Here is a 23,907-nt window from a genome sequence, read left to right on the forward strand (position 1 = left end):
TTCACCCTTCGGCTTGCCGGTAAATGATGGTGGTGCTGCCCACGACGATCCGCGAGCCGTCGCGGAGCGTAGCGCGGGTGGTGTGCTGCCCGTCCACCACGATGCCGTTGGTGGACCCGAGATCCTGGATCGTCGGGGGTGTTCCGGTCCGGATCTCACAGTGCCGGCGGGAGACGCCGGGGTCGTCGATCCGCACATCGGCCTCGGTGCTGCGGCCGAGTACGAGTGTCGGGCGCGAGATCTGGTGGCGGGTGCCGTTGATCTCGATCCAGCGGCGCGTGGCCCCCGGGGCGCCGGGCGCCGCGGGCGCGCCGCCGGGGCGCGCGCCGGGTCCGCCCGGAGGCGGTCCGGGGGGCATGGGCGGGGCGCCGACCGGCGGGTAGCCGTATCCGCCCTGTCCGCCCTGCCCGCTCGGGGCGCCCTGGGGGGAGTCCTGGGAGGTGCTGGAGGCGAGGGTGCGACTGCGGACCCGGTAGAGGCCGGTGTCCAGGTCCTCGGCCTTCTCCAGGTGCACCTTGATGGGGCCCATGAAGCTGTAGCGCTGCTGCTTGGCGTAGTCGCGTACGAGGCCCGCGAGTTCGTCGCCGAGCTGACCGGAGTAGGGGCTCAGGCGCTCGTAGTCGCCGGCGCTGAGCTCCACGATGAAGTCGTTCGGTACGACGGTCCGCTCGCGGTTCCAGATCGTGGCGTTGTTGTCGCACTCGCGCTGGAGGGCGCCGGCGATCTCCACCGGCTGGACCTCGGACTTGAACACCTTGGCGAAGGTGCCGTTCACCAGACCTTCGAGGCGCTGCTCGAAACGCTTCAGGACTCCCATGGGGCACCTCCTCCGTCGTTGTCGCCCTGTACTGCTTACTGATCGTATCCACGCGTGGCGGATTCGGCTGGTTCCCCTTCGCTCCTGCGCGCAGGAGTGTTGGTGCTCACAAGGGATCGTAGGGGTGCGCCAGGGACAGTGTCCCGCACCCGGAGGGGACAGTGGGAGGGGCCGTGCCGGTCGTCGTCAGGGGGGCCGGTGAAAGCGATTTCAATCCGGCCCGTCCGACGTGTTAATGTTTCGACGTCGCCAGGGGAACGGCCCGAAAGGGAAGAACCACTGGGATGCTGCTCGGGCGAGTGGCGGAACGGCAGACGCGCTGGCTTCAGGTGCCAGTGTCCTTCGGGACGTGGGGGTTCAAATCCCCCCTCGCCCACATCGGGGAAGCCCCGATCCGGAATCCGGATCGGGGCTTCTCGCATGTCCGGTCCCGTACGACTTTCGTCGTGCGGGACGCGACGAAAGAGGACGGCGGGCGGGGCGGGCCGGTGTCTAGGGTCGGGCGTGTGGATGCCAAGGCGAGGACGCGTGCGGGCTGGGACTGGCTGAAGGGTCCCGAACCCTGGTCGCGGCGGATGCTGGCGGGGGACCTGACGAGCGCCGCCGTACTGGCGCTGCTCGGCGTCGGCGTGGACGAACTCAGCAACAGCTCCGGACTGAAGACGGGCCTCGGCGTCGTGGCCGTGGTGGCGCTGGTGCTGCTGCGCCGGAGGCTGCCGGCCACCACGCTGGTGGTGGGCGCGGCGGCCAGCGCGCTGCTGCCCGGGGTGTTCCTCGTGACGGTCGTGCTGGGCTGGTCCGCGGGCCGGCGGATCGTCGGCGTGGGGCGGGCGCTCGGCGCGTTCCTGCTGGCCTTCCTCGCGGAGGTCGGCCTCACCCTGGTCGACCAGTGGGCGCAGATGCGGCCGGTGCTGGTGGTCGTCTTCTCCACCCTGCTGTTCCTCGCGGCGACCGTGATGCCGGGTCTGGCCAGCCGCTACTGGCACCAGCGCCGGACCCTGCTGAGCGCGCTCCAGGAGCGCAACGACCGGCTGCTGCGCGAGCGGACGATGGTCGCCGGGCAGGCCCGGCTGCGGGAGCGGCAGCGGATCGCCCAGGACATGCACGACAGCCTGGGCCACCAGCTGGCGCTGATCTCGGTGCACACGGGGGCGCTGGAGGTGGACCCCGCGCTCACCGACCGCCAGCGCGAGGCGGTGGGGGTGCTGCGGCAGGCCTCGGTGGCCGCCATGCACGAGCTGCGCGAGGTCGTCGGGATCCTGCGCGACGGGGTGGAGGCGCCCGCGCCGGTGGAGGAGGCGCAGCCGGCCGCGCGGGGCGTGGCCGGGATCGCCGGGATCGTGGAGGCGGCGCGGGCCGCGGGGACCGACGTACGGCTGGGCACGGCGGGGCAGCCGCGGCCGCTGGTCGCGGCCTGCGACCACGCGGCGTACCGGATCGTGCAGGAGGCGCTGACCAACGCCTACAAGCACGCTCCGGGGTCGCCGATCACCGTGGAGCTGCGTTACGAGGACGACTCGCTGGTGGTGGAGATCGCCAACGGTCCGGCCACCGACCGGGTCCCGGGCGAGGTCGTGTCGGGCGGCCAGGGGCTGACCGGGCTGCGGGAGCGGGCCCGGCTGGTCGGCGGCATGGTGCACGCGGGGGCGACCGAGGACGGCGGGTTCCGGGTGGCGGGCGTGCTGCCGTACGGGACGGAGCCGGCCGGGCTGGTCGAGGACGTGGCGGACGACTTCGGGCAGCGCTCGCAGGCACGGGCGCTGGCGCTGAAGGGCGCGCCGCCGCTGGACTGGGCCGCGCTGGACCGCGAGCTGTCGGTGCCGGTGCGCACCCGGACCGGGGGCGTGGCGATGGGCTGCGGGATCGCCGTCGCGGCGGTGGTGCTGCTGATCATCGTGATGGGGGCCGCGGTGGTGATGCTCGTCGGCTCCGCGAACAAGGCGATGATCGGCAGGACGGAGTACGACGCGGTCCACGTGGGCGAGTCCGAGGAGGCGGTGCGGGGACGGCTGCCGAGCGGGGACAGCGTCCTGACGGCGGGCATGGACCGCAAGGGCCCGCCGCGGCCGGAGGGCTCGGACTGCCTGGCCCTGCTGTCCGGCGACGACTCGGAGTGGTCCGCCGACGACACCGTTTTCCGGTTCTGCTTCAAGGACGGCAAGCTCGTCGACAAGCAGGCGTACCAGGTCAAGCAGTAGGAGCGTGCGGGTGACAGCCAAGGTGATCAGAGTGGTGATCGCTGACGACGAGCCGCTGATCCGCGCGGGGATCAGGATGATCCTGACCTCGGCGCCGGACATCGAGGTCGTCGCCGAGGGAGCCAACGGCCGGGAGGCGGTCGAACTGGCCCTCTCGCACGCCCCGGACGTGGTCCTGCTGGACATCCAGATGCCGGTGATGGACGGGCTGACGGCGCTCGGCGAGCTGGGCCGGGCCGCGCCGGCGGTGCGGGCGCTGATCCTGACCACCTTCGGGGAGAAGGAGAACGTGCTGCGGGCGCTGAGCCAGGGCGGCGCGGGCTTCCTGCTGAAGGACTCGGCGCCGGGTGAGCTGATCGGCGCCGTCCGCGCGGCCGCGGCCGGTGACGCGTACCTCTCGCCCGGGGCGACCCGGCACGTGGTCGACCAGCTGGCCACGGGTCCGGCCGCGGGGCGCGGTGAGGAGGCCCGCCGGAGGGTCGCGGAGCTGAGCGAGCGGGAGCGGGGGGTGCTGGCGCTGCTGGGCGAGGGCTTGTCGAACGCGGACGCCGGGCGCAGGCTCCACATGAGCGAGGCGACCGTGAAGACGTACGTGAGCCGGATCCTCGCGAAGCTGGGCTGCGAGAACCGGGTTCAGGCGGCCCTGCTGGCCAGGGACGCCGGGCTGTAGGTACGGTCTGCCCGGACTTGATCGGCCACGAGGTGGCCGGTGTGGCGCGAACAGGGCGGGGCAGCGCGGATGGTGGCGATACCGGAGCAGTACGCGGCGGCGGGCGGGGCGGCCGGAGCGTCGGGCGGAGCGGGCGTGGTGGGCGTGGCGGTGGAGCCGGCCGCGGGGCGGGACGGCGGGCGGATCCCGCGCGTCGCGGGCTTCGCGCCGCGGAACGTCAGCGGCTCGCCCAGGGAGGCGGGTAAAGCGCTGCGGCTGCGCGTCCCGCGGGCGGCCCACGCGCGGTTCGAGGCGCCCGCCGGGCGGCCGGACGCGGTGCGCGCGGTGGAGGAGTCCAACGTGGGGCGGGTCGCCGAGCTGACCCCGATACGCGTGGGCCGGATGGCCGCGAACCCCTTCGCCTTCCTGCGCGGGGCGGCCGGGCTGATGGCGCACGACCTGTCCGGCGGTCCGGTGACCGGGGTGGGCGCGCAGATCTGCGGTGACGCCCACGCGGCCAACTTCGGCATCTACGGCGACGCGCGCGGCCGGCTCGTGATCGACCTGAACGACTTCGACGAGACCGTCTTCGGTCCGTGGGAGTGGGACGTGAAGCGGCTGGCGACCTCCCTGATCCTCGCCGGACGGGTGGCGGGCGCCTGCGAGGACACCTGCCTGGCGGCGGCCCGGGACGCGGTGGGCGCCTACCGGCGCACCATGCGGCTGCTGGCGAAGCTGCCCGCGCTCGACGCCTGGAACGCGATCGCGGACGAGGAGCTGGTTTCCCACACCGACGCCCGGGACCTGCTCGGGACGCTGGAGCGGGTCTCGGAGAAGGCCCGCAACAACACGTCCGCGAGGTTCGCCGCCAAGTCGACCGAGCTCCTCGCGGACGGCGGGCGCCGCTTCGTGGACGCGCTGCCGGTGCTGCGGCGGGTCGGGGACGGGGAGGCCGCGGCCGTGGCCGCCTCGCTGGGCCCGTACCTGGCGACCCTCTCGGGGGACCGGCTGCCGCTGCTGGCCCGGTACGCGATCCACGACGTGGCCTTCCGCGTCGTCGGTACCGGCAGCGTCGGCACCCGCTCGTACGTGGTGCTGCTGCTGGACCACCGGGGCGAGCCGCTGGTGCTCCAGGTGAAGGAGGCGCGGCCCTCGGTGCTGCTGCCGCACCTGCCCGGGCTGGGCTTCCACGCGCCGGAGGAGGAGCACGAGGGCCGCCGGGTGGTGGCCGGGCAGAAGCGGATGCAGGTGGTCTCCGACATCCTGCTGGGCTGGACCACCGTCGAGGGGCGCCCGTACCAGGTCCGGCAGTTCCGCAACCGCAAGGGCAGCGTGGATCCGGCGGCGCTGGCCGTGGACCAGCTCGACGACTACGGCCGGATGACCGGCGCCCTGCTGGCGCGTGCGCACGCGCACAGCGCCGATCCGCGGCTGCTGGCGGGGTACTGCGGCAAGAACGAGGAGCTGGACGAGGCGATGGCCGGGTTCGCCGTGGCGTACGCCGACCGGAGCGAGGCCGATCACGCGGATCTGGTGGCGGCGGTGCGCTCGGGACGTATCGCGGCGGAGTTCGGGGTCTGAGGGACCGGCCGGGCGGTCCGGGCGGTGGCTGGGGCGGCCCGGGCGGTGGCCGGGCCGTTCGGGCCGGCGCGTTTCACGCGGCCTGCGCGTTTCACGTGAAACATCCCCTACGTTTCACGTGAAACATGGCCCGGGGCGGGCCGTAGGCTGGCCGGGTGAGCGAGCAGACCGAACCCACCGCCCCCGAAGAGTCCGCCGTCCCCGGTGACGAGCGGCCCGAGGCACGGCTGGAGCGCGCCGTGCGGGCCGCCGAGCAGGCGCTGATCGAGTTCGAGATCGCCGTGGAGACCTTCCGGGTGGAGGTCGAGAACTTCTCCCGGCTGCACCACCAGAAGCTCGGCCCGATGTACTCGCGCCTCGACGAGCTGGACGCCCTGATCGCGGAGGCGAAGGCGGCCCGCACCGGTGATCCGGAGGACCTGCGGCGGGCCCAGGAGGCCCGCTCGCTGGTCATGCCGATGCCCGGCGTGGAGGAGCTGTTCCACGACTGGCTGGACTCGGACGGGATCTCCGACGACGCCGCGGCGATGCTCACCGACCGGTCGGTGCAGCCGCCGCAGCGGGTGCGGCCCACCGAGGAGGTGCGGCGGCTGTACCGGGAGCTGGTCCGCAAGGCCCACCCCGACCTGGCGCAGGACGATGCCGAGCGCACGCGCCGCGACGCCTTCATCGCCCGGGTCAACGCCGCCTACGGGCGCGGTGAGGAGCGGCTGCTGCGCGAGCTCGCCGAGGAGTGGGAGGCCGGCCCGGCGCCCGAGGAGGCGGGGCCGAGCGAGAGCGAGGAGCTGTACGCCCGGCTGGAGTGGCTGGCCCAGCGCAAGGAGCTGCTCTCGCTGGTGGCGAAGGAGCTGGAGGACAGCGCGATCGGCGCCATGCTGCGGATGGCTCCGGACGACCCGGACCGGCTTCTGGAGGAGATCGCGGAGCAGCTGCTGGCGCAGGTCTCCGAGCGCGAGGCGGAGCTGGCGTCGTACACCGCCGGATGAGCCCGGCCCGGCCGCGCAGGCCGGGGCTTCGGATAGGTTGGCAGACCAGATCCGTGAAGAGAGAAGGCGACTGTTATGAACCTCGGACCGCTTCCCTCGGTGGACGCCGCCGCGGTGCCCGCCGAAGGCTTCGTCCTCGACGTCCGTGAGGACGACGAATGGGCGGCCGGGCACGTCGAGGGTGCGCTGCACGTCCCGATGAGCGACTTCGTGGCGCGCTTCGGCGAGGTCACCGAGGCGGTCGCGGACGGGCGTATCGCGTACGTGATGTGCCGGGTGGGCGGCCGTAGCGCGCAGGTCACCCAGTACCTGGTGCGCCAGGGCATCGAGGCCGTGAACATCGACGGCGGGATGCAGGCGTGGGAGCGGGCCGGGCGCCCGATGGTGACGGACACCGGGAACCCGGCCTTCGTGCTCTAGTCCACCGCTCAGGCCAGGGGGTAAGCGGCCAGCAGGTCGCCCAGTGCCTCCTCGTGCGCGGCGGCCGGGCCCAGCTGGAGTTCCAGCTGCTTGGCCCACGCGTGGTAGCGGTGCAGCGGGTAGTCGGTGTCCGCTCCGAAGCCGCCGTGCAGGTGCTGGGCGGTCTGCACGACCCGGCGTACGCCTTCGGAGGCCCAGATCTTGGCGACGGCGACGTCCCCGGCGCTGGGCAGCGGGCCGCCCGCCCCGCCGGTCGCGGTGTCGAGTCGCCAGGCGGCCTGCCAGAGGGTGGCCTCCATGGCGCGCAGGTCGATGTAGCGGTCGGCGGCCTGTACCGCGACGGCCTGGAAGGTCGCCACGGGGAAGCCGAACTGCTCCCGCTTGCCGGTGTACTGGCTGGTCATGGTGAGGGCGGCCTCGCCGAGGCCGAGTGCGAGGGCGCAGGTACCGGTGGCCAGCAGCTGGTGGAGCCGGTCCCAGGCGCCGGGGGCGTCGATCACGTGGGCGGCGGGTGCCCGTACCGCGTCGAGGGTGAGTTCGGCGAGCCGTTCGCCGCTGGTGGAGTACTGGTCGGCGAGCGTGAGGCCCGGGGTGAGCCGCGGCAGGAGGGCCAGGACGGCCTCGCCCCCGCCGCTGTGGGCGGGGACCGCGATCCAGTCGCAGCCGTGGGCCCAGGCCACGGAGGTCTGTACCCCGTCCAGGAGCCAGTCCGGGCCCTCGCGGCGTGCGGTGACGGCGAGTTCGGCGGGGTCGTGGCCGGTGCGGCCGTGCGCGGCCGCGGTGAGGACGACCGTGCCGTTCCCGGCGCCGGGCAGCAGGGCGGCGGTGAGTTCGGGGCTGCCGTGGGCCTGGACGGCCATGGCGGTGGCGCAGTGCTCCAGCAGCGGTACCCGGGCCAGTACCCGGGCCGCCTCGCGCAGCACCAGGCACAGGGCGATGGCGTCGAGGCCGGACCCGCCGTGCTCCTCCGCGAGGACGAGGCCCAGCAGGTCGGAGCCGGCGAGCCGGGCCCACAGCGGCCGGTCGAAGTCGTCCGCGACGGCTCCGGGCGTGAGCGCGGGGCTGGGGACGCCGTCGGGGGCCACGCCGGCGAAGACGGCCCGGGCGGCCTCGACGGCGGCCTGCTGTTCCTCGGTGAAGGTGAAGTCCACTGCCTGTCCTCCTGCGCGCACCGGCTGACGCCCTGATCTGACGGTGCGTCAAGATAGAGCAGCGTGCGGCAATTGGACAGGCCCCGGACGGCCGGCGGGGCTACCGGTCGAAGTCGATCTCCACTTCCTCCGTCAGGGCGTGGGACTGGCAGGCCAGCACGAACCCGGCGTCGGTCTCTTCCGCCTCCAGCGCGAAGTTGCGGTCCATCCGCACCTCGCCGGAGACCACGAAGGCCCGGCAGGTGCCGCACACGCCGCCCTTGCAGGCGTACGGGGCGTCCGCGCGGTTGCGCAGCACGGTGTCCAGCAGGGACTCGCCGTCCTGCACGGGCCAGGTGCCCGAGCGGCCGTCGAGCCGGGCGGTCACCTGGCCGCGGGCCGGAGCCGCAACGGCGCGGACGGGGCCCTGCGGGGCGGTGTCCTCGACGTGGAAGACCTCCTCGTGCACCCGGGTCCGTACGACGCCGAGCGTGCCCAGGGCCCGCTCCGCGCCGGTCACCAGCCCGTAGGGACCGCACAGGAACCAGCCCGTCACCTCCTCCACCGGGAGCAGCGCGGGCAGCAGGGACACCAGCCGGGCCTCGTCGAGCCGGCCGGAGGGCAGACCGGCCTCCTGCTCCTCGCGGGAGAGCACGGTCACCAGCTGGAAGCGGTCGGGGTAGCGGTCCTTGAGGTCGGCCACGTCCTCCAGGAACATCGTCGAGGCGGCCGTGCGGTCGCTGCGCACCAGGCAGAACCGGGCGTCGGGCCGTGCCGCCAGGACCGAGGCGGCGATCGACAGCACCGGGGTGATGCCGCTGCCGCCGACGATCGCCGCGTAGTGCGCGGCCCGCGGGGCGGCGGCGGGCTCCAGCACGAACCGTCCGGCCGGGACCATCACGTCCAGCACGTCGCCGGCGGCCACCTCCTTGTGCGCGAACGTGGAGAACTCGCCGCCCTCCACCAGGCGCACGCCCACCCGCAGTTCGGCCGGGCCGGGGCCGTCGGGGGCCGGGGCGGGGGAGCAGATCGAGTAGGTGCGGCGGACCTCGGTGCCCTCGGAAGGGCGGCGGCGCAGCGTCAGGTGCTGGCCGGGGGCGTGGCGGTAGTCCTCGCGCAGTTCCTCGGGGACCCGCAGGGTCAGGGCCACCGAGTCGTCGGTGAGCCGGTCGACTGCCGCCACCGTCAGCGGGTGGAACGCGCCGTGGCGGGGTGCGGCCATCTACAGCTCCTTGAAGTGGTCGAACGGTTCGCGGCAGGAGACGCAGCGGCGCAGCGCCTTGCACGCGGTGGAGGAGAAGCGGCTGAGCAGTTCGGTGTCGGTCGAGCCGCACTGGGGGCAGCGCACCGACAGGGTCAGCGGTACCGGTCCGCCGGTGGAGTGCGGGCGGGGCGGTGCGATGCCGAACTCGGCCAGTTTGCGGCGGCCTTCGGCGCTGATGTCGTCGGTGGACCAGGCCGGGGACAGCACCGTGGTGACGCGCACCTCGGGGATGCCGTGGCCGGTGAGGACCCGTTCGATGTCGGCGGACATGGCCTCGATGGCCGGACAGCCGGTGTACGTCGGGGTCAGGACCACCTCGGCGTGCCCGTCCTCGTGCATCCGCACGCCGCGCATGACGCCCAGCTCGGCCAGGGTCAGCACGGGCAGTTCCGGGTCGGGGACGGAACCGGCCAGCTCGGCCAGCTCCGCCTCCAGACGGGTGGTCCCGGCCCCGGCGCTCACCACGACGCTCCGGGGTGGCTGCGGTGCAGGTGCTGCATCTCGGCGAGCAGCCGCCCGAACGGCTCCGTGTGCAGCCCCTGGCGGCCGGCTCCGGCGGCCCAGGCGCCCGTACGCGGCCCCTTGGGCAGGGCGAGCCCCGCCCGGTCCAGTACGTCGCCCAGCGCGGCCAGCCAGCGGCCCTCCAAAGCCTCCATGGCGGCCTGGTCCAGGCCGAGTCCCTCGACGGGCAGGAACATCTCCCCGGTGAACTTCCACAGGGCGTCCAGCGCCGTGCGCATCCGGGAACCGCTCTCCTCGGTGCCGTCGCCGAGGCGCAGCGTCCACTGCTCGGCGTGGTCCCGGTGGTAGGCGGTCTCCTTCACGGCCTTGGCGGCGAGCGGGGCGAACGGACCGTCGCCGGCGGCGAGCTCCCCGTACAGCTCGTGCTGGTAGAAGGAGAAGTAGAGCTGGCGGGCGATGGTGTGGGCGAAGTCCCCGTTGGGCTGCTCGACCAGCTGGAGGTTGCGGAAGGAGCGCTCCTCGCGCAGGAAGGCCAGCTCGTCCTCGTCGCCCGCCATGGACAGCAGCAGGCGGGCCTGTCCGAGCAGGTCGAGGGCGATGTTGGCCAGGGCGACCTCCTCCTCCAGGACGGGGGCGTGGCCCGCCCACTCGCCGAGGCGGTGGGAGAGGATCAGCGCGTCGTCGCCGAGGGCGAGGGCTGCCGCGGTGCGGGTGTCGGTGCCGGCGCTCACAGGTGGCGCACCCCCTCGGGGATGTCGTAGAAGGTGGGGTGGCGGTAGGGCTTGTCGGCGGACGGGGCGAAGAACGGGTCCCGCTCGTCCGGCGAGGAGGCGGTGATCTCCGCGGAGGGCACGACCCAGATGGAGACGCCCTCGTTGCGCCGCGTGTAGAGGTCGCGGGCGTTGCGCAGGGCCATCTCCGCGTCCGGGGCGTGCAGGCTTCCCGCGTGCGTGTGCGAGAGGCCGCGGCGCGAGCGCACGAACACCTCCCACAGGGGCCAGTTCTGCGTCATGCCTGTACCTCTCGTCCGGTGCTGGTGTGCTTCGCGGCGTAGGCGGAGGCGGCCTCGCGGACCCAGGCGCCTTCCTCGTGCGCCGTGCGCCGCTGGCTGATCCGCTGTTCGTTGCAGGGGCCGTTGCCCTTGAGGACGTCCCAGAACTCGGCCCAGTCGATGGCGCCGAAGTCGTGGTGGCCGCGCTCCTCGTTCCACTTGATGTCCGGGTCGGGCAGGGTCAGGCCCAGCGACTCGGCCTGCGGGACGGCGATGTCCACGAAGCGCTGGCGCAGCTCGTCGTTGGAGTGGCGCTTGATCTTCCAGGCCATCGCCTGCGCGCTGTGGACCGATTCGTCGTCCGGCGGACCGAACATCATCAGCGAGGGCCACCACCAGCGGTCGACCGCGTCCTGCGCCATGGCGTGCTGGGCCTCGGTGCCCTGCGAGAGGGCGAGGAGCAGCTCGTAGCCCTGGCGCTGGTGGAAGGACTCCTCCTTGCAGATCCGGACCATGGCGCGGGCGTAGGGGCCGTAGGAGCAGCGGCAGATCGGCACCTGGTTGGTGATCGCCGCGCCGTCCACGAGCCAGCCGATGGCGCCGACGTCGGCCCAGGTCAGAGTGGGGTAGTTGAAGATCGAGGAGTACTTCTGCCTGCCCGAGTGGAGCTTGTCGAGCAGCTCGTCGCGGCTGGTGCCGAGGGTCTCGGCGGCGCTGTAGAGGTAGAGCCCGTGGCCCGCCTCGTCCTGCACCTTGGCCATGAGGATCGCCTTGCGGCGCAGCGAGGGCGCGCGGGTGATCCAGTTGGCCTCGGGCTGCATGCCGATGATCTCGGAGTGCGCGTGCTGCGCCATCTGCCGGACCAGGGAGGCGCGGTACTCGTCGGGCATCCAGTCCCGGGGCTCCACGCGCTCGTCGGCCGCCACGGCGGCGTCGAAGTCCGCACGGAGCTGTGCGCCGAGGTCTGCGGACTGCCCGTCCACCGCGCCGTCCACCGTGCCTGACGTGCCCGTTTCCGGGGTCACTGCGACCATCCCGGTCCCCTGTCAGAGTGTGCCGTCCGCCCGACCGACCGATCGTTCGGTTCATCCTCTTCAATGGTGAGACGGCGGCCCGTAGGGTGTCAACCTCTGTGGGCAACCCTGTGGACGCCGGATGATCGGGGCGGGATGGATTCGAACGAGCGCGAGCCTGCGGAAGGAGCCCTTCCGGCAGCCGCTCCGGCGCCGCCCGCACCGCCCCGCGCAGCCGGGATCGCGGGCCTGTCCACGCCCTACCGGGTCCTCGCGGCCCTCGCCCTGGGGGCCGTGGGCGTCGGCGCCTGCCTGCACCTCGGACTGGTCTTCCTGCACGTCGCGCCCGCCAACACCGTCGGCAAGCAGAACGCCAGGCTCGTGGACGGCTGGATCTACCCCGAGTTCGAACAGAACTGGAAGCTCTTCGCCCCCAACCCGCTCCAGCAGAACATCGCCGTGGAGGTCCGCGCCCAGGTCCGCACCGCCGGCGGGGAACTCCTCACCCGCGACTGGCGCGACCTGTCCGCCGAGGACGGCGCGGCGATCCGCCACACCCTGCTGCCGAGCCACACCGAGCAGAACGAGCTCCGCAGGGCCTGGGACTTCTTCACCGGCTCCCACGACGAGGACAACAAGCCCGACGGCGAGCGCGGGGAGCTGGCCGAGCAGTACCTGAAGCGGATCGCCGTGGGCAGGCTGACCGCCGCGACGCCGGGAGCGGAACGGATCGTACGGATCCAGCTGCGCTCGGCGACCCGGTCGGTGGCCGCGCCCTCCTGGAGCGGGGAGAAGACCGACGCCCAGACGTACTACCGGGAGCTGCCGTGGTGGAACGTGTGAGGAGCGCCCTCGCGCGGGCGGTCGCGAAGGCCACCGGACAGGCGCTGGGCCCCTACCAGAGCGCCGTCGTACGCATCGGCTTCGCCGGGACCTGGCTGTTCTTCCTGCTGCGGGAGTTCCCCCACCGGCACGAGCTCTACGGCCCCGACGGGCCCTGGAGCTGGCCGCTCGCCGAGCGGCTGATCGCCTCGAACCGCGCCTTCACGGTCCTGATGTGGTCGGACTCGACGCTGTGGTTCGAGACGGTGTACGCGCTCTCCCTGCTCGCGAGCGTCCTGCTGGTGCTGGGCTGGCGGACACGGGCCGCCTCGGTCCTGTTCATGATCGGGGTGCTGTCGCTGCAGAACCGCAGCGTGTTCATGGGCGACGGCGGGGACAACGTCATCCACCTGATGGCCGTCTACCTCGTGCTGACCCGCTGCGGGCAGGTGTGGTCGCTCGACGCCCGCCGGTCCCGGCTGCGCGGGTCGGCGACCGCGGGGGCCGCCGGGCCGGTGCTGTGGGCGCTGCTGGGCGCCGGGTTCGCGTACGGGGTGGTGAGCGGGCACCTCGGCACGCTCTGGCTCGTGTTCTTCGGGACCCTGTGGACCGGGACGGCACTGTGGTGGCTCGCCGACCGGTACGAACCCGGGGGCGAGCGGCGCGCGACCCTCGACGTGCTCGCGAACCTGCTGCACAACGCCGGGATGCTGGTGATCACGGCCGAGGTGTGCCTGATCTACGCCACCGCCGGCTGGTACAAGATCCAGGGCTCGCGGTGGCAGGACGGGACCGCGCTGTACTACCCGCTGAGCCTGGACTACTTCACCCCCTGGCCCTGGCTGTCGGAGCTGGCGGCGTCCAGTGGGGCGGTGGTGATGCTGCTGACGTACGGGACCGTGCTGGTGCAGGTGGCGTTCCCGTTCACGCTGTTCAACCGGCGGGTCAAGAACGTGCTGCTGGCGGTGATGATGCTGGAGCACGCCGGGATCGCGGTGCTGCTGGGGCTGCCGTTCTTCTCGCTGGCGATGATCGCCGCCGACGCGGTGTTCCTGCCGACGGGGCTGCTGGTGTGGGTGGGGGCGCGGGTCGTCGCCGTCGCCGGTGGCCTGCGGCGCTGGTCCCCGCCCCGCCCTTCCACCGTTCCCCGGGGCTGCGCCCCGGACCCCCTGGGGGCTCCGCCCCCAGACCCCCGGGCTTAGGGTCGGGGCATGGGTGAGCAGCAGGGCGCCGGGGACGACGTACAGCGGCAGTGGCGGGAGTGCGCCGAGCGCAGCGACGTCGTGCTGCTCGACGGGTTCCACGCGCTGAAACACGCCCTGCGGTTCGGGGCGGAGGTGCTGGCCGTCATCGCCGACGAGCCCGGGCGGGTGCGGGAGCTCGCCGCCGGACTGGCGCCCGACGTGGAGGAGGCGGTGGCGCGGCTGGTGCGGCAGGGGGCGCTCAAGGAGCTGCTGCCCCGGACGCACCCCACCGGGGTCGCAGCGCTCGCCGTACGGCCCGGCCGGGAGGCCGGACGGGCCGCGCTGGCACGGATGCCCCGGCCCGCCCCCGTGGTGCTGCTCGACAACCCCCGCAACCTCGGCAACGTGGGCGCCGTCGTCCGCCTCGCCGCCGGCTTCGGGGCCACCGGCGTGGTGACCCGGGGCGACCTCGACCCCTGGCACCCCAACGTGGTCCGCGCGGGCGCCGGACTGCACTACGCGACCACCGTGGACCGGCTGGAGCTGGAGGAGCTCCCGCCGGGCCCGGTGTACGCGCTCGACCCGGAGGGCGAGGACATCCGTGCCCTCGCCCTCCCGGACGACGCCCTGCTCGCCTTCGGCTCCGAACGGCACGGGATCTCGCCCGAGCTGCGCGCCCGGGCGGACCACCTGGTGTCACTGCCGATGCGTCCGCAGGTGTCCAGCTACAACCTGGCCACCAGCGTGGCCATGACCCTCTTCCACTGGGGCGGCCCCAAGGCCTGAGCCACTAGGCGCAAGACACGTCCTAGCCCTGGCGGCGGACCTCCACCACGCGGAAGCGGTTGGCGACGAAGGCGCCGTCGCACAGCGCCGCGTTGGCGGCCGGGTTGCCGCCGGAGCCGTGGAAGTCGGAGAAGGCCGCGGTCTGGTTCACGAAGACCCCGCCCGTCAGGTTCAGCGACAGCTGCGCCGACTCCTCCAGGCAGACCTCCTCGATCGCCCGCTCGGTGTCCCCGGACGTGGTGTACGCGCCCACGGTCATCGCGCCCTTCTCCCGCACCGTACGGCGCAGCAGGTCGAGGGCGTCCGCCGTGGAGTCCACCGCCACCGCGAAGGAGACCGGGCCGAAGCACTCGGACAGGTAGGCCGACTCCGGGTCCGGCTTGCCGGCGTCCAGCTTCACGATCACCGGGGTGCGCACGACCGCGTCGGGGAACTCGGGGTTGACCACCTCGCGGGAGGCCAGCGCGACCTCGCCGAGGCCGGCCGCGGCCTCCAGCCGGGCCTTGACGTCCGGGTTGACCAGCGCGCCCAGCAGGGCGTTGGCGCGGGTGTCGTCGCCCAGCAGCCCGCCGACCGAGGCGGCGAGGTCGGCGACGACCTCGTCGTAGGACTTGTGGCCGGCGTCGGTCTCGATGCCGTCGCGGGGGATCAGCAGGTTCTGCGGGGTGGTGCACATCTGGCCGCTGTACAGGGAGAGGGAGAACGCCAGGTTGGAGAGCATGCCCTTGTAGTCGTCGGTGGAGTCGACGACGACCGTGTTGACGCCTGCCTTCTCCGTGTAGACCTGGGCCTGGCGGGCGTTGGTCTCCAGCCAGTCGCCGAACTCGGTCGAACCGGTGTAGTCGACGAGCTTGATCTCGGGGCGGACGGCCAGGGTCTTGGCGATGCCCTCGCCGGGCCGCTCGACGGCCAGGGCCACCAGGTTCGGGTCGAAGCCCGCCTCGGCCAGGACCTCGCGGGCCACCCGCACGGTCAGTGCCAGAGGCAGCACGGCGCGCGGGTGCGGCTTGACCAGGACGGCGTTGCCGGTGGCCAGGGAGGCGAACAGGCCCGGGTAGCCGTTCCAGGTGGGGAAGGTGTTGCAGCCGATCATCAGCGCGATGCCGCGCGGCACGGCCGTGAAGGTCTTGCCGAGCTCCAGCGGGTCCTTCTTGCCCTGCGGCTTCGACCAGGCGGCCTGTCCGGGAACCCGGGTCTGCTCCTCGTACGCGTAGGCCACCGCCTCCAGGCCGCGGTCCTGCGCGTGGGGGCCGCCCGCCTGGAAGGCCATCATGAAGGCCTGGCCGCTGGTGTGCATGACCGCGTGCGCGAACTCGTGGGTGCGGGCGGAGATGCGGGCGAGGATCTCGATGCAGACCAGGGCGCGGGTCTCGGGACCGGCGTCGCGCCAGGCGGCGATGCCGGCCTTCATCGCGGGGAGCAGCACGTCGGGGTCGACGTGCGGGTACTCGACGCCCAGCTCCGGGCCGAACGGAGAGACCTCGCCGCCGGTCCAGCCGTCGGTGCCGGGCTGACCGAGGTCGAACCGGGTGCCGCGGACGGCCTCGAAGGCGGCGAGCCCGTCGGCCGGGGCGCTCTCCCCGTAGGCCTTGGGGTGCTCGGGGTGCGGGGACCAGTAGGCGCGGCTGCGGATGGCATCCAGCGCCTGGTCCAGGGTGGTCCGGTGCTTCTCGGAAAGCTGGGGGACGGTGAGCTCGGCGGCCATCAGGGACCAACTCCTCGTTGAGCCGGGCGGGATCAGGCTGGTTCGCAGACTGGGATCCAGGCTGGAGACAGGCTGGGATCGGGCTGGGGCGGGTGAAGAAGAGCAGACTGGAGTTAGAGTAACCGAACGATCGGTCGGTACAAGAGGGCCCGGCGGACCTGTGGACAACCGCGTGCGGGAGGATCAGGACATGACAGCAATCGAGCGGGCTCGCACTGTGGCGGTCATCGGCGCCGGAACCATGGGCCAGGGCATCGCCCAGGTCGCTCTCCTCGCAGGTCATCCCGTACGCCTCTACGACTCCGTGCCCGAGCGGGCCCGCGAGGCCGTCCAGACCGTGGCCGGCCGGGTCGAGCGGCTCGTCGCCAAGGGACGGCTGGACCGGGCCGAGGCCGACGACGCCGTCGGCCGGCTCGACGCCGCCGGGACCCTGACCGGACTCGCCTCCGCCGCCCTGGTGATCGAGGCGATCGTCGAGGACGTCACCGTCAAGCGCGAGCTGTTCGCGGCCCTCGAAGGAGTGGTTTCGCCGGACGCGCTGCTGGCGACCAACACCTCCTCCCTCTCCGTCACCGAGCTCGCCGCCGGCCTCGCGCACCCGGGCCGCTTCCTCGGCCTGCACTTCTTCAACCCGGCCCCGCTGCTCCCCCTCGTCGAGGTGGTCAGCGGCCACGCGACCGACCCGGACGCCGCCGAGAGCGCGTACCGCACGGTCCTGGGCTGGGGGAAGACGCCGGTCCGCTGCGCCGACACCCCCGGCTTCATCGTCAACCGGATCGCCCGCCCCTTCTACGCCGAGGCCTTCGCGGTGTACGAGGAGCGGGGCGCCGACCCCGCGACCATCGACGCCGTGCTGCGCGAGAGCGGCGGCTTCAGGATGGGGCCCTTCCAGCTGACCGACCTGATCGGCCAGGACGTCAACGAGGCCGTCACCCGCTCCGTCTGGGACTCCTTCTTCCGGAGCCCCAAGTTCACCCCCTCGCTCGCCCAGCGCCGCCTGGTCCAGGCGGGTCGCCTCGGCCGGAAGTCCGGCCACGGCTGGTTCTCCTACGCCGAGGACGCGCAGGCCCCCGCCCCGCACACGGCCGGCCCCGAGGAAGCGCCGGAGAAGGTCACCGTCGTCGGCGACCTGGGCCCGGCCGCCGTGCTGGCCGACCTCATGGAGGAGGCCGGGATCGCGGTCACCGCCACGGGGCACGGGGGCCCGTACATCCAGCTGCCCGGGGAGGGCCAGCTGGTGCTCGCGGACGGCAAGACCTCGGTCGAGTTCGCCGACGTCGTCTACTTCGACCTCGCGCTCGACTACCGCGACGCCACCCGGATCGCGCTGTCCGCCAGCGCGGACACCAGCGAGCGCACCCTCGCCGAGGCGGTCGGCCTGTTCCAGAAGCTCGGCAAGGAGGTCTCCGTCATCGGAGACGTCCCGGGCATGATCGTGGCCCGTACCGTCGCGATGCTGATCGACCTCACCGCCGACGCCGTGGCGCGCGGGGTGGCCTCCGCGCAGGACATCGACACCGCGATGCGGCTCGGCGTGAACTACCCGCTCGGCCCCGCCGAATGGCACGACCGGCTCGGCCGCGACTGGGCGTACGACCTGCTGCACCACCTCGACGAACGGTGTCCGGGCGGCCGCTACGCGCCGTCGCTGGCCCTGTTCAAGCTGGGCTACGAGGCCGGCGAGGACGAGGACGGGGAAGAGGAGGGGACCGAGTGACCACGGCCAGGCGGGACACCTACACCCCGGAGACGCTGCTGTCCGTCGCCGTGCAGGTCTTCAACGAGCGCGGCTACGACGGCACCTCGATGGAGCACCTCTCCAAGGCCGCCGGGATCTCCAAGTCCTCGATCTACCACCACGTCGCGGGCAAGGAGGAGCTCCTCCACCGCGCCGTCAGCCGGGCCCTGGACGGACTGTTCGGGATCCTGGAGGAGCCGGGCGCCGTACGCGGCCGCGCGGTCGCGCGCGTCGAGTACGTCACGCGCCGCACGGTCGAGGTCCTGGTCGCGGAACTGCCGTACGTCACCCTGCTGCTGCGGGTGCGCGGCAACACCCGCACCGAGCGCTGGGCCCTGGAGCGCCGCCGCGAGTTCGACCACCAGGTCGCGGAGCTCCTCAAGGCGGCCGCCGCCGACGGGGACCTGCGCGCCGACGTGGACATCCGGCTCGCCACCCGCCTGCTGTTCGGCATGGTGAACTCGCTGGTCGAGTGGTACCGGCCGCATCCCGGCACCACCCCCGACCAGCTCGCCGACGCGGTGGTCAGCATGGCCCTGGACGGCCTGCGCACCAAGGCCGCGTAACCCGTCCGGCCCAGTCGTCCGGCCCAGTCGTCCGGCCCGGCCGTCCGGCCCCGCTCAGTCCTCCGCGAGGGCGGGGCCGCCGGACGGGCCCGGGTCCAGCAGATCCGTTTCCTCGAACACCAGCAGCGTGCGCGTGGACAGCACCTCCGGGATGGCCTGGAGGCGGGTCAGCACCAGTTCCCGCAGCGTGCGGTTGTCCGGCGTGTGGACCAGCAGCAGCACGTCGAAATCCCCGCTGACCAGCGCGATGTGCGCCGCCCCCGGCAGCTCCCGCAGCTTCTCGCGCACCGTCCGCCAGGAGTTCTGGACGATCTTCAGCGTGATGTACGCGGACGCGCCCTGACCCGCGCGCTCGTGGTTGACCCGGGCGGTGAAGCCGCGGATCACCCCGTCGTCGATCAGCCGGTTGATCCGCGCGTAGGCGTTGGCCCGGGAGACGTGCACCTGCTCCGCCACGGACCGTATCGACGCGCGGCCGTCCGCCTGGAGCAACCGCATGATCGAACGGTCGATGGGATCCAGGGGGCGCGGCGGTACCGGTGGGCCTGAAGGTGCGCCCCCCGGTGGGACCGGTGCGGAACCCGCTCCGGCCATTTGTTCATCCGGCATTGCCCACTGCCTCCCTCTGCTGGACGTCCTGCACCCATCCCAGGGCCCCGCCGCCACTTTGTCCACAGCCTGGAGCCGCCTGTAGCCAAATTGCGCCAACGACCGAACAATCGGTTGGTGAGGCGCCTCACACCCGGTGGCGCCCCCAGTCCCGCTTCCCACGAGGAGGTGTACGCCGCCATGACGGTCCAAGAGCTGCCCGGTGCCGGTGCGCCGCACCGTGTCACCCCGCCGCCCGCCTGGAGGCCCCGCATGGAGGCCGCCCCCCTGCTGCCGGACCCCGAGCCCTACCGGGTGCTGGGCACTCCGGCGGCGGAGGAGCTCGATCCGGCGCTCATGCGCCGGTACTACGCCGAGCTCGTCCGGGGCCGCCGCTACAACGCGCAGGCCACCGCGCTGACCCGACAGGGCCGTCTCGCCGTGTACCCCTCCACCGTCGGGCAGGAGGCCGCCGAGATCGCGGCCGCGCTGGTCCTGGAGGAGCAGGACTGGCTCTTCCCGAGCTACCGCGACACCCTCGCGGCCGTGGCGCGCGGACTGGACCCCGTACAGGCCCTGACGCTGCTGCGCGGCGACTGGCACACCGGGTACGACCCCCGCGAGCACCGCATAGCCCCCCTGTGCACCCCCCTCGCCACCCAGCTGCCGCACGCGGTGGGCCTGGCGCACGCCGCGCGGCTGCGCGGCGACGCGGTCGTCGCGCTCGCCATGGTCGGCGACGGCGGCACCAGCGAGGGCGACTTCCACGAGGCGCTGAACTTCGCGGCCGTCTGGCAGGCCCCGGTGGTCTTCCTCGTCCAGAACAACGGCTTCGCGATCTCCGTCCCGCTCGCCAAGCAGACCGCCGCGCCCACCCTCGCCCACAAGGCCGTGGGCTACGGCATGCCCGGCCGGCTGGTCGACGGCAACGACGTCGCCGCGATGCACGAGGTCCTCACCGAGGCGGTGAAGCGGGCCCGCACGGGCGGCGGACCGACCCTGATCGAGGCCGTCACCTACCGGATGGAGGCCCACACGAACGCCGACGACGCCACCCGCTACCGCACCGACGCCGAGGTCGAGGCCTGGAAGGCGCACGACCCGGTACAGCTGCTGGAGCGCGAGCTGACCGCGCGCGGGATCCTCGACGAGGAAGGCATCCGGGAGGCGCGCGACGCGGCCGAGGCGATGGCGGCGGACCTGCGCGAGCGGATGAACGCCGATCCCGTGACGGACCCGATGGACCTCTTCGCACACGTCTACGCGGAGCAGACCGGCCGGCTGCGCGAGCAGGCCGCCATGCTGCGCGCCGAGCTGGAAGCGGAGGGAGAGTGATGACGACCGTTGCCGCGAAGCCCGCGACGATGGCGCAGGCCCTCACCCGTGCCATGCGCGACGCGATGGCCGAGGACCCCACCGTCCACGTGATGGGCGAGGACGTCGGCGCGCTCGGCGGGGTGTTCCGCATCACCGACGGGCTCGTGAAGGAGTTCGGCGAGGACCGCGTCACGGACACCCCGCTCGCCGAGGCCGGAATCCTGGGCACCGCCGTGGGCATGGCCATGTACGGGCTGCGCCCGGTCGTGGAGATGCAGTTCGACGCGTTCGCCTACCCGGCCTTCGAGCAGCTCCTCTCGCACGTGGCGAAGATGCGCAACCGCACCCGCGGCAAGATGCCGCTGCCGATCACCATCCGCGTGCCCTACGGCGGCGGGATCGGCGGCGTCGAGCACCACTGCGACTCCTCCGAGGCCTACTACACGGCCACCCCCGGGCTCACCGTCGTGACCCCGGCGACGGTCGAGGACGCGTACGGGCTGCTGCGCGAGTCGATCGCCAGCGACGACCCGGTGGTCTTCCTGGAGCCCAAGCGGCTCTACTGGTCCAAGTCGCAGTGGTCGCCGGAGGCCCCCGCGGCCGTCCCGGGCATCGGCAAGGCCCTGGTCCGCCGGGCCGGTACGAGCGCCACCCTGATCACGTACGGCCCCTCGCTGCCGGTCTGCCTGGAGGCGGCCGAGGCGGCCCGCGAGGAGGGCTGGGACCTGGAGGTCGTCGACCTGCGCTCCCTCGTCCCCTTCGACGAGGAGACCGTCGTCGCCTCCGTACGCCGCACCGGGCGCGCGGTCGTGGTCCACGAGGCCGGAGGCTTCGGCGGACCGGGCGCGGAGGTCGCCGCCCGCGTGTCGGAGCGCTGCTTCCACCACCTGGAGGCGCCGGTGCTGCGCGTGACCGGCTTCGACATCCCGTACCCGCCGCCGATGCTGGAGAAGCACCATCTGCCCGGTGTGGAGCGGATCCTGGACGCCGTGGCCCGCCTGCAGTGGGAGAACTGATGCCGCAGGTCATGGAATTCAAGCTGCCCGACCTCGGCGAGGGCCTGACCGAGGCCGAGATCGTGCGGTGGCTGGTGGCGGTGGGCGACGTCGTCGCCATCGACCAGCCGGTCGTCGAGGTCGAGACGGCCAAGGCGATGGTGGAGGTGCCCTGCCCGTACGGCGGTGTCGTCACCGCCCGGTTCGGTGAGGAGGGCGAGGAGCTGCCCGTCGGCGCCCCGCTGATCACCGTGGCGGTGGGGGTGCAGTCGGCGCCCGCCGGGGCCGTGGAGTCCGCGGGGGCGGAGGCCGAGAAGGGCTCCGCCGACGCGCCCCGGCCGCTGATCGGGTACGGCTCGGACCACTCGCGCCCGGCGCGTCGGCGGCGGGTGCGACCCGTCACCGCCGCGGTGTCGGCTCCGGCTCCGGCTCCGGTCGCTCCGGCTGCGGTCGCTCCGGTGGTGGCCGCCGGGCCCGTGCCCGTGATCTCGCCGCTCGTGCGCAAGCTGGCCCGGGACAACGGGGTCGACCTGCGGGCGCTGCGCGGGTCCGGGCCGGAGGGCCTGATCCTGCGGGCCGACGTGGAGGCCGTGCTCCGGGCTCCCGAGCCCGCTCCCGTGGCGGTGCCGGTGGCGGTGGCCGCGCAGGGCGAGCGGATCCCGCTCAAGGGGCTGCGCGGCGCCGTCGCCGAGAAGCTGTCGCGCAGCCGCCGGGAGATCCCGGAGGCCACCTGCTGGGTCGACGCGGACGCCACCGAGCTGATGGCGGCGCGGGCCGCGATGAACGCCGTGGACGGGCCGAAGATCTCGGTGCTCGCGCTGCTGGCGCGGATCTGCACGGCCGCGCTGGCCAAGTTCCCCGAGCTCAACTCGACGGTCGACCTCGCCGCCAACGAGATCGTCCGGCTCCCGTCCGTGCACCTGGGCTTCGCCGCACAGACCGAGCGCGGGCTGATGGTCCCGGTGGTCCGGGACGCCCACACGCGCAGCCCGGAGTCCCTGTCGGCGGAGTTCGCCCGGCTGACCGAGCTGGCCCGGGCGGGGAAGCTGGCCCCGTCGGACCTGACCGGCGGGACCTTCACCCTGAACAACTACGGGGTCTTCGGGGTCGACGGCTCCACGCCGATCATCAATCACCCCGAGGCGGCGATGCTCGGTGTGGGCCGGATCATCCCGAAGCCGTGGGTCCACAAGGGGGAGCTGGCCGTGCGTCAGGTCGTGCAGCTGTCCCTGACCTTCGACCACCGCGTCTGCGACGGCGGGGCGGCCGGCGGGTTCCTGCGGTACGTGGCCGACTGCGTGGAGAACCCGGCCGTGCTGTTGCGCGGGCTGTAGGGGGCGCCGGGTACCGGGTGCCGGTGGGGGCGGGGGTGTGCCGCTGCGCGGGCTGCTCCCCGCCCCGCCCTTCGCCCGTTCCCCGGGGCTGCGCCCCGGACCCCCTGGGGGCTCCGACCCCGGACCCCCGCGCCTCAAACGCCGGCGAGGCTGGAAGAACGGGGCTCCGCCCCGGTGCGCTCAATCGCCGCGCGGGCTGGAATTCGCGCAGCGAATTTCCAGCCCCGCCGGCGCTTGAGGCGCGGGGTCAGGGGCGGAGCCCCTGGGAACGGGGGAAGGGCGGGTAGGGGAACGCTCCGCGCAGCGGTGCCTGCGGCCCGTCGCGGACCCGCGCAGCGGCGCCCGGCCCCGCGGCCCCCCGCGCCCGCCCGGTTCAGAGCGTCAGCAGGAGTTTGCCCATGTGCGTGCTGGACTCCAGTACGCGGTGGGCTTCCGGGGCCTGGGCGATGGGGTAGGTGGCGTGGACCACCGGGTGGACCCGGCCGGCCGCGATCAGGGGCCAGACGTGTTCCCGGACGGCCGCCACGATGGCCGCCTTCTCCTCCAGCGGCCGGGCGCGCAGCGACGTCGCCGTGATGGCCGCCCGCTTGGCGAGCAGCGTGCGCAGGTCCAGCTCCGCCTTCACCCCGCCCTGGAGGCCGATCACCGCGAGCCGGCCGTTCGTGGCCAGCGCGTCCAGGTTCCGCGCGAGGTACTTCGCGCCCATGATGTCCAGGATCACGTCCGCCCCGGCCCCGCCCGTCGCGGACCGCAGCTCCTCCACGAAGTCCTGCTCGCGGTAGTCGATCAGGACGTCCGCGCCCAGTTCCGCGCAGCGCGCCAGCTTCTCCTTGCCGCCCGCGGTCACCGCGACCCGTGCCCCGACGGCCTTGCCCAGCTGGATCGCCATGGTGCCGATGCCGCTGGAGCCGCCGTGCACCAGGAGGGTCTCGCCCGGACGCAGGCCCGCCACCATGAAGACGTTCGACCACACCGTCGCGACGACCTCCGGCAGCGCGGCCGCCGTCACCAGGTCCACGCCCTCCGGGACCGGCAGCAGCTGCCCCGCCGGGACGGCGACCCGCTGCGCGTACCCGCCGCCGGACAGCAGGGCGCACACCTCGTCGCCCACCGCCCAGCCGGACACGCCCGGTCCGAGCTCGACGATCCGGCCGGAGCACTCCAGACCGGGATAGGGGGAGGCGCCCGGCGGCGGGTCGTAGAAGCCCTGGCGCTGCAGGACGTCGGCGCGGTTCACGGCGCTCGCCACGACCTCGACGAGCACCTCCCCCTCGCCCGCCACCGGATCGGGTACTTCGGCCCAGACCAGGGCCTCTGGGCCGCCGGGCTGCTCGATCGTGATCGCATGCATGGCCCGGAAT

At 73.4% G+C, this 23,907-nt stretch carries 23 protein-coding genes and 1 tRNA gene; 14 read left to right on the plus strand and 10 right to left on the minus strand.

The window, feature by feature from the left end; genetic code table 11:
• Position 1: 1 nt before the first annotated feature.
• Complete coding sequence (locus ABD973_RS16260; RefSeq protein WP_125821713.1) at positions 2-817, minus strand: FHA domain-containing protein; 816 nt, start codon at positions 815-817, stop codon at positions 2-4.
• 293 nt (positions 818-1,110) lie between these two features.
• Here ABD973_RS16260 and ABD973_RS16265 point away from each other — a divergent pair.
• From ABD973_RS16265 to ABD973_RS16290, 6 genes are all read left to right on the plus strand, one after another.
• Positions 1,111-1,193: transfer RNA gene (locus tag ABD973_RS16265), tRNA-Leu, on the plus strand.
• Positions 1,194-1,323: 130 nt separating this feature from the next.
• On the plus strand, positions 1,324-3,015 hold the full coding sequence (locus ABD973_RS16270) for a sensor histidine kinase (protein ID WP_206436533.1): 1,692 nt from the start codon (positions 1,324-1,326) through the stop codon (positions 3,013-3,015).
• Between the two features lie 10 nt (positions 3,016-3,025).
• Positions 3,026-3,685 (plus strand): response regulator, encoded by a 660-nt coding sequence (locus ABD973_RS16275; RefSeq protein ID WP_125595717.1) that lies wholly within the window; start codon positions 3,026-3,028, stop codon positions 3,683-3,685.
• Between the two features lie 69 nt (positions 3,686-3,754).
• Entirely contained in the window at positions 3,755-5,245 is a 1,491-nt protein-coding gene (locus ABD973_RS16280; protein ID WP_345500537.1) for a DUF2252 domain-containing protein, read from the plus strand.
• A 155-nt stretch (positions 5,246-5,400) separates the two neighbouring features.
• Positions 5,401-6,231 carry a J domain-containing protein gene (locus tag ABD973_RS16285; protein WP_125595714.1) on the plus strand — a complete coding sequence of 277 codons (831 nt, stop codon included), beginning with the start codon at positions 5,401-5,403 and terminating at the stop codon, positions 6,229-6,231.
• Between the two features lie 75 nt (positions 6,232-6,306).
• Positions 6,307-6,651, plus strand: a complete 345-nt coding sequence (locus tag ABD973_RS16290; protein ID WP_345500539.1) for a rhodanese-like domain-containing protein — start codon at positions 6,307-6,309, stop codon at positions 6,649-6,651.
• Positions 6,652-6,659: 8 nt separating this feature from the next.
• On the opposite strand, the gene ABD973_RS16295 is transcribed toward ABD973_RS16290, so the two are convergent.
• From ABD973_RS16295 to paaA, 6 genes are all read right to left on the minus strand, one after another.
• A complete protein-coding gene (locus ABD973_RS16295; RefSeq protein WP_345500541.1) occupies positions 6,660-7,802 on the minus strand; it encodes an acyl-CoA dehydrogenase family protein in 1,143 nt (380 codons plus the stop codon).
• 100 nt (positions 7,803-7,902) lie between these two features.
• Positions 7,903-9,003: a 2Fe-2S iron-sulfur cluster-binding protein gene (locus tag ABD973_RS16300; RefSeq protein ID WP_125821710.1), complete on the minus strand. Its 1,101-nt coding sequence runs from the start codon at positions 9,001-9,003 to the stop codon at positions 7,903-7,905.
• On the minus strand, positions 9,004-9,510 hold the full coding sequence (gene paaD, locus ABD973_RS16305; protein ID WP_125595702.1) for a 1,2-phenylacetyl-CoA epoxidase subunit PaaD: 507 nt from the start codon (positions 9,508-9,510) through the stop codon (positions 9,004-9,006). It abuts the gene before it with no gap.
• Entirely contained in the window at positions 9,504-10,238 is a 735-nt protein-coding gene (gene paaC / locus ABD973_RS16310; RefSeq protein WP_345500544.1) for a 1,2-phenylacetyl-CoA epoxidase subunit PaaC, read from the minus strand. Before paaC ends, paaD begins: the two co-directional genes overlap by 7 nt.
• Complete coding sequence (paaB, locus tag ABD973_RS16315; RefSeq protein ID WP_125595694.1) at positions 10,235-10,519, minus strand: 1,2-phenylacetyl-CoA epoxidase subunit PaaB; 285 nt, start codon at positions 10,517-10,519, stop codon at positions 10,235-10,237. Before paaB ends, paaC begins: the two co-directional genes overlap by 4 nt.
• Positions 10,516-11,532 carry a 1,2-phenylacetyl-CoA epoxidase subunit PaaA gene (gene paaA, locus ABD973_RS16320; protein WP_241253301.1) on the minus strand — a complete coding sequence of 339 codons (1,017 nt, stop codon included), beginning with the start codon at positions 11,530-11,532 and terminating at the stop codon, positions 10,516-10,518. The genes paaB and paaA overlap by 4 nt, the downstream gene beginning before the upstream one ends.
• Positions 11,533-11,667: 135 nt before the next feature.
• On the opposite strand from paaA, the gene ABD973_RS16325 reads away from it, so the two are divergent.
• From ABD973_RS16325 to ABD973_RS16335, 3 genes are read left to right on the plus strand one after another with little or no spacing between them, the layout of a single operon-like run.
• Positions 11,668-12,354, plus strand: a complete 687-nt coding sequence (locus tag ABD973_RS16325) for a DUF5819 family protein (protein WP_345500545.1) — start codon at positions 11,668-11,670, stop codon at positions 12,352-12,354.
• A complete protein-coding gene (locus ABD973_RS16330; RefSeq protein ID WP_386381866.1) occupies positions 12,339-13,535 on the plus strand; it encodes an HTTM domain-containing protein in 1,197 nt (398 codons plus the stop codon). The genes ABD973_RS16325 and ABD973_RS16330 overlap by 16 nt, the downstream gene beginning before the upstream one ends.
• Positions 13,536-13,544: 9 nt before the next feature.
• Positions 13,545-14,303: a TrmH family RNA methyltransferase gene (locus ABD973_RS16335; protein WP_125821707.1), complete on the plus strand. Its 759-nt coding sequence runs from the start codon at positions 13,545-13,547 to the stop codon at positions 14,301-14,303.
• Between the two features lie 22 nt (positions 14,304-14,325).
• Here ABD973_RS16335 and paaN read toward each other — a convergent pair whose 3' ends face one another.
• Positions 14,326-16,008, minus strand: coding sequence for a phenylacetic acid degradation protein PaaN (gene paaN / locus ABD973_RS16340; RefSeq protein WP_345500548.1), 1,683 nt, complete (start codon positions 16,006-16,008; stop codon positions 14,326-14,328).
• Positions 16,009-16,198: 190 nt separating this feature from the next.
• Here paaN and ABD973_RS16345 point away from each other — a divergent pair, with 190 nt between their 5' ends.
• Together ABD973_RS16345 and ABD973_RS16350 are read left to right on the plus strand one after the other, a co-directional pair.
• Positions 16,199-17,725: a 3-hydroxyacyl-CoA dehydrogenase gene (locus ABD973_RS16345; protein ID WP_125821705.1), complete on the plus strand. Its 1,527-nt coding sequence runs from the start codon at positions 16,199-16,201 to the stop codon at positions 17,723-17,725.
• A complete protein-coding gene (locus ABD973_RS16350; protein WP_125603183.1) occupies positions 17,722-18,312 on the plus strand; it encodes a TetR/AcrR family transcriptional regulator in 591 nt (196 codons plus the stop codon). The genes ABD973_RS16345 and ABD973_RS16350 overlap by 4 nt, the downstream gene beginning before the upstream one ends.
• 54 nt (positions 18,313-18,366) lie before the next feature.
• Here the strand turns inward: ABD973_RS16350 and ABD973_RS16355 are convergent, their stop codons facing one another.
• Positions 18,367-18,921 carry an Lrp/AsnC family transcriptional regulator gene (locus ABD973_RS16355; protein WP_386381869.1) on the minus strand — a complete coding sequence of 185 codons (555 nt, stop codon included), beginning with the start codon at positions 18,919-18,921 and terminating at the stop codon, positions 18,367-18,369.
• A gap of 180 nt (positions 18,922-19,101) precedes the next feature.
• Between ABD973_RS16355 and pdhA the strand changes: the two genes are divergently transcribed.
• From pdhA to ABD973_RS16370, 3 genes are read left to right on the plus strand one after another with little or no spacing between them, the layout of a single operon-like run.
• Positions 19,102-20,235, plus strand: a complete 1,134-nt coding sequence (gene pdhA / locus ABD973_RS16360) for a pyruvate dehydrogenase (acetyl-transferring) E1 component subunit alpha (RefSeq protein WP_345500551.1) — start codon at positions 19,102-19,104, stop codon at positions 20,233-20,235.
• Positions 20,235-21,233 carry an alpha-ketoacid dehydrogenase subunit beta gene (locus tag ABD973_RS16365; protein WP_125603185.1) on the plus strand — a complete coding sequence of 333 codons (999 nt, stop codon included), beginning with the start codon at positions 20,235-20,237 and terminating at the stop codon, positions 21,231-21,233. Before pdhA ends, ABD973_RS16365 begins: the two co-directional genes overlap by 1 nt.
• Positions 21,233-22,546 (plus strand): dihydrolipoamide acetyltransferase family protein, encoded by a 1,314-nt coding sequence (locus ABD973_RS16370; RefSeq protein ID WP_345500554.1) that lies wholly within the window; start codon positions 21,233-21,235, stop codon positions 22,544-22,546. The genes ABD973_RS16365 and ABD973_RS16370 overlap by 1 nt, the downstream gene beginning before the upstream one ends.
• Positions 22,547-22,919: 373 nt before the next feature.
• On the opposite strand, the gene ABD973_RS16375 is transcribed toward ABD973_RS16370, so the two are convergent.
• Entirely contained in the window at positions 22,920-23,897 is a 978-nt protein-coding gene (locus ABD973_RS16375) for an NAD(P)H-quinone oxidoreductase (protein WP_345500556.1), read from the minus strand.
• Between the last annotated feature and the right edge of the window lie 10 nt (positions 23,898-23,907).

This window comes from Streptomyces racemochromogenes, from assembly GCF_039535215.1.
GTDB classification, from domain to species: domain Bacteria; phylum Actinomycetota; class Actinomycetes; order Streptomycetales; family Streptomycetaceae; genus Streptomyces; species Streptomyces racemochromogenes.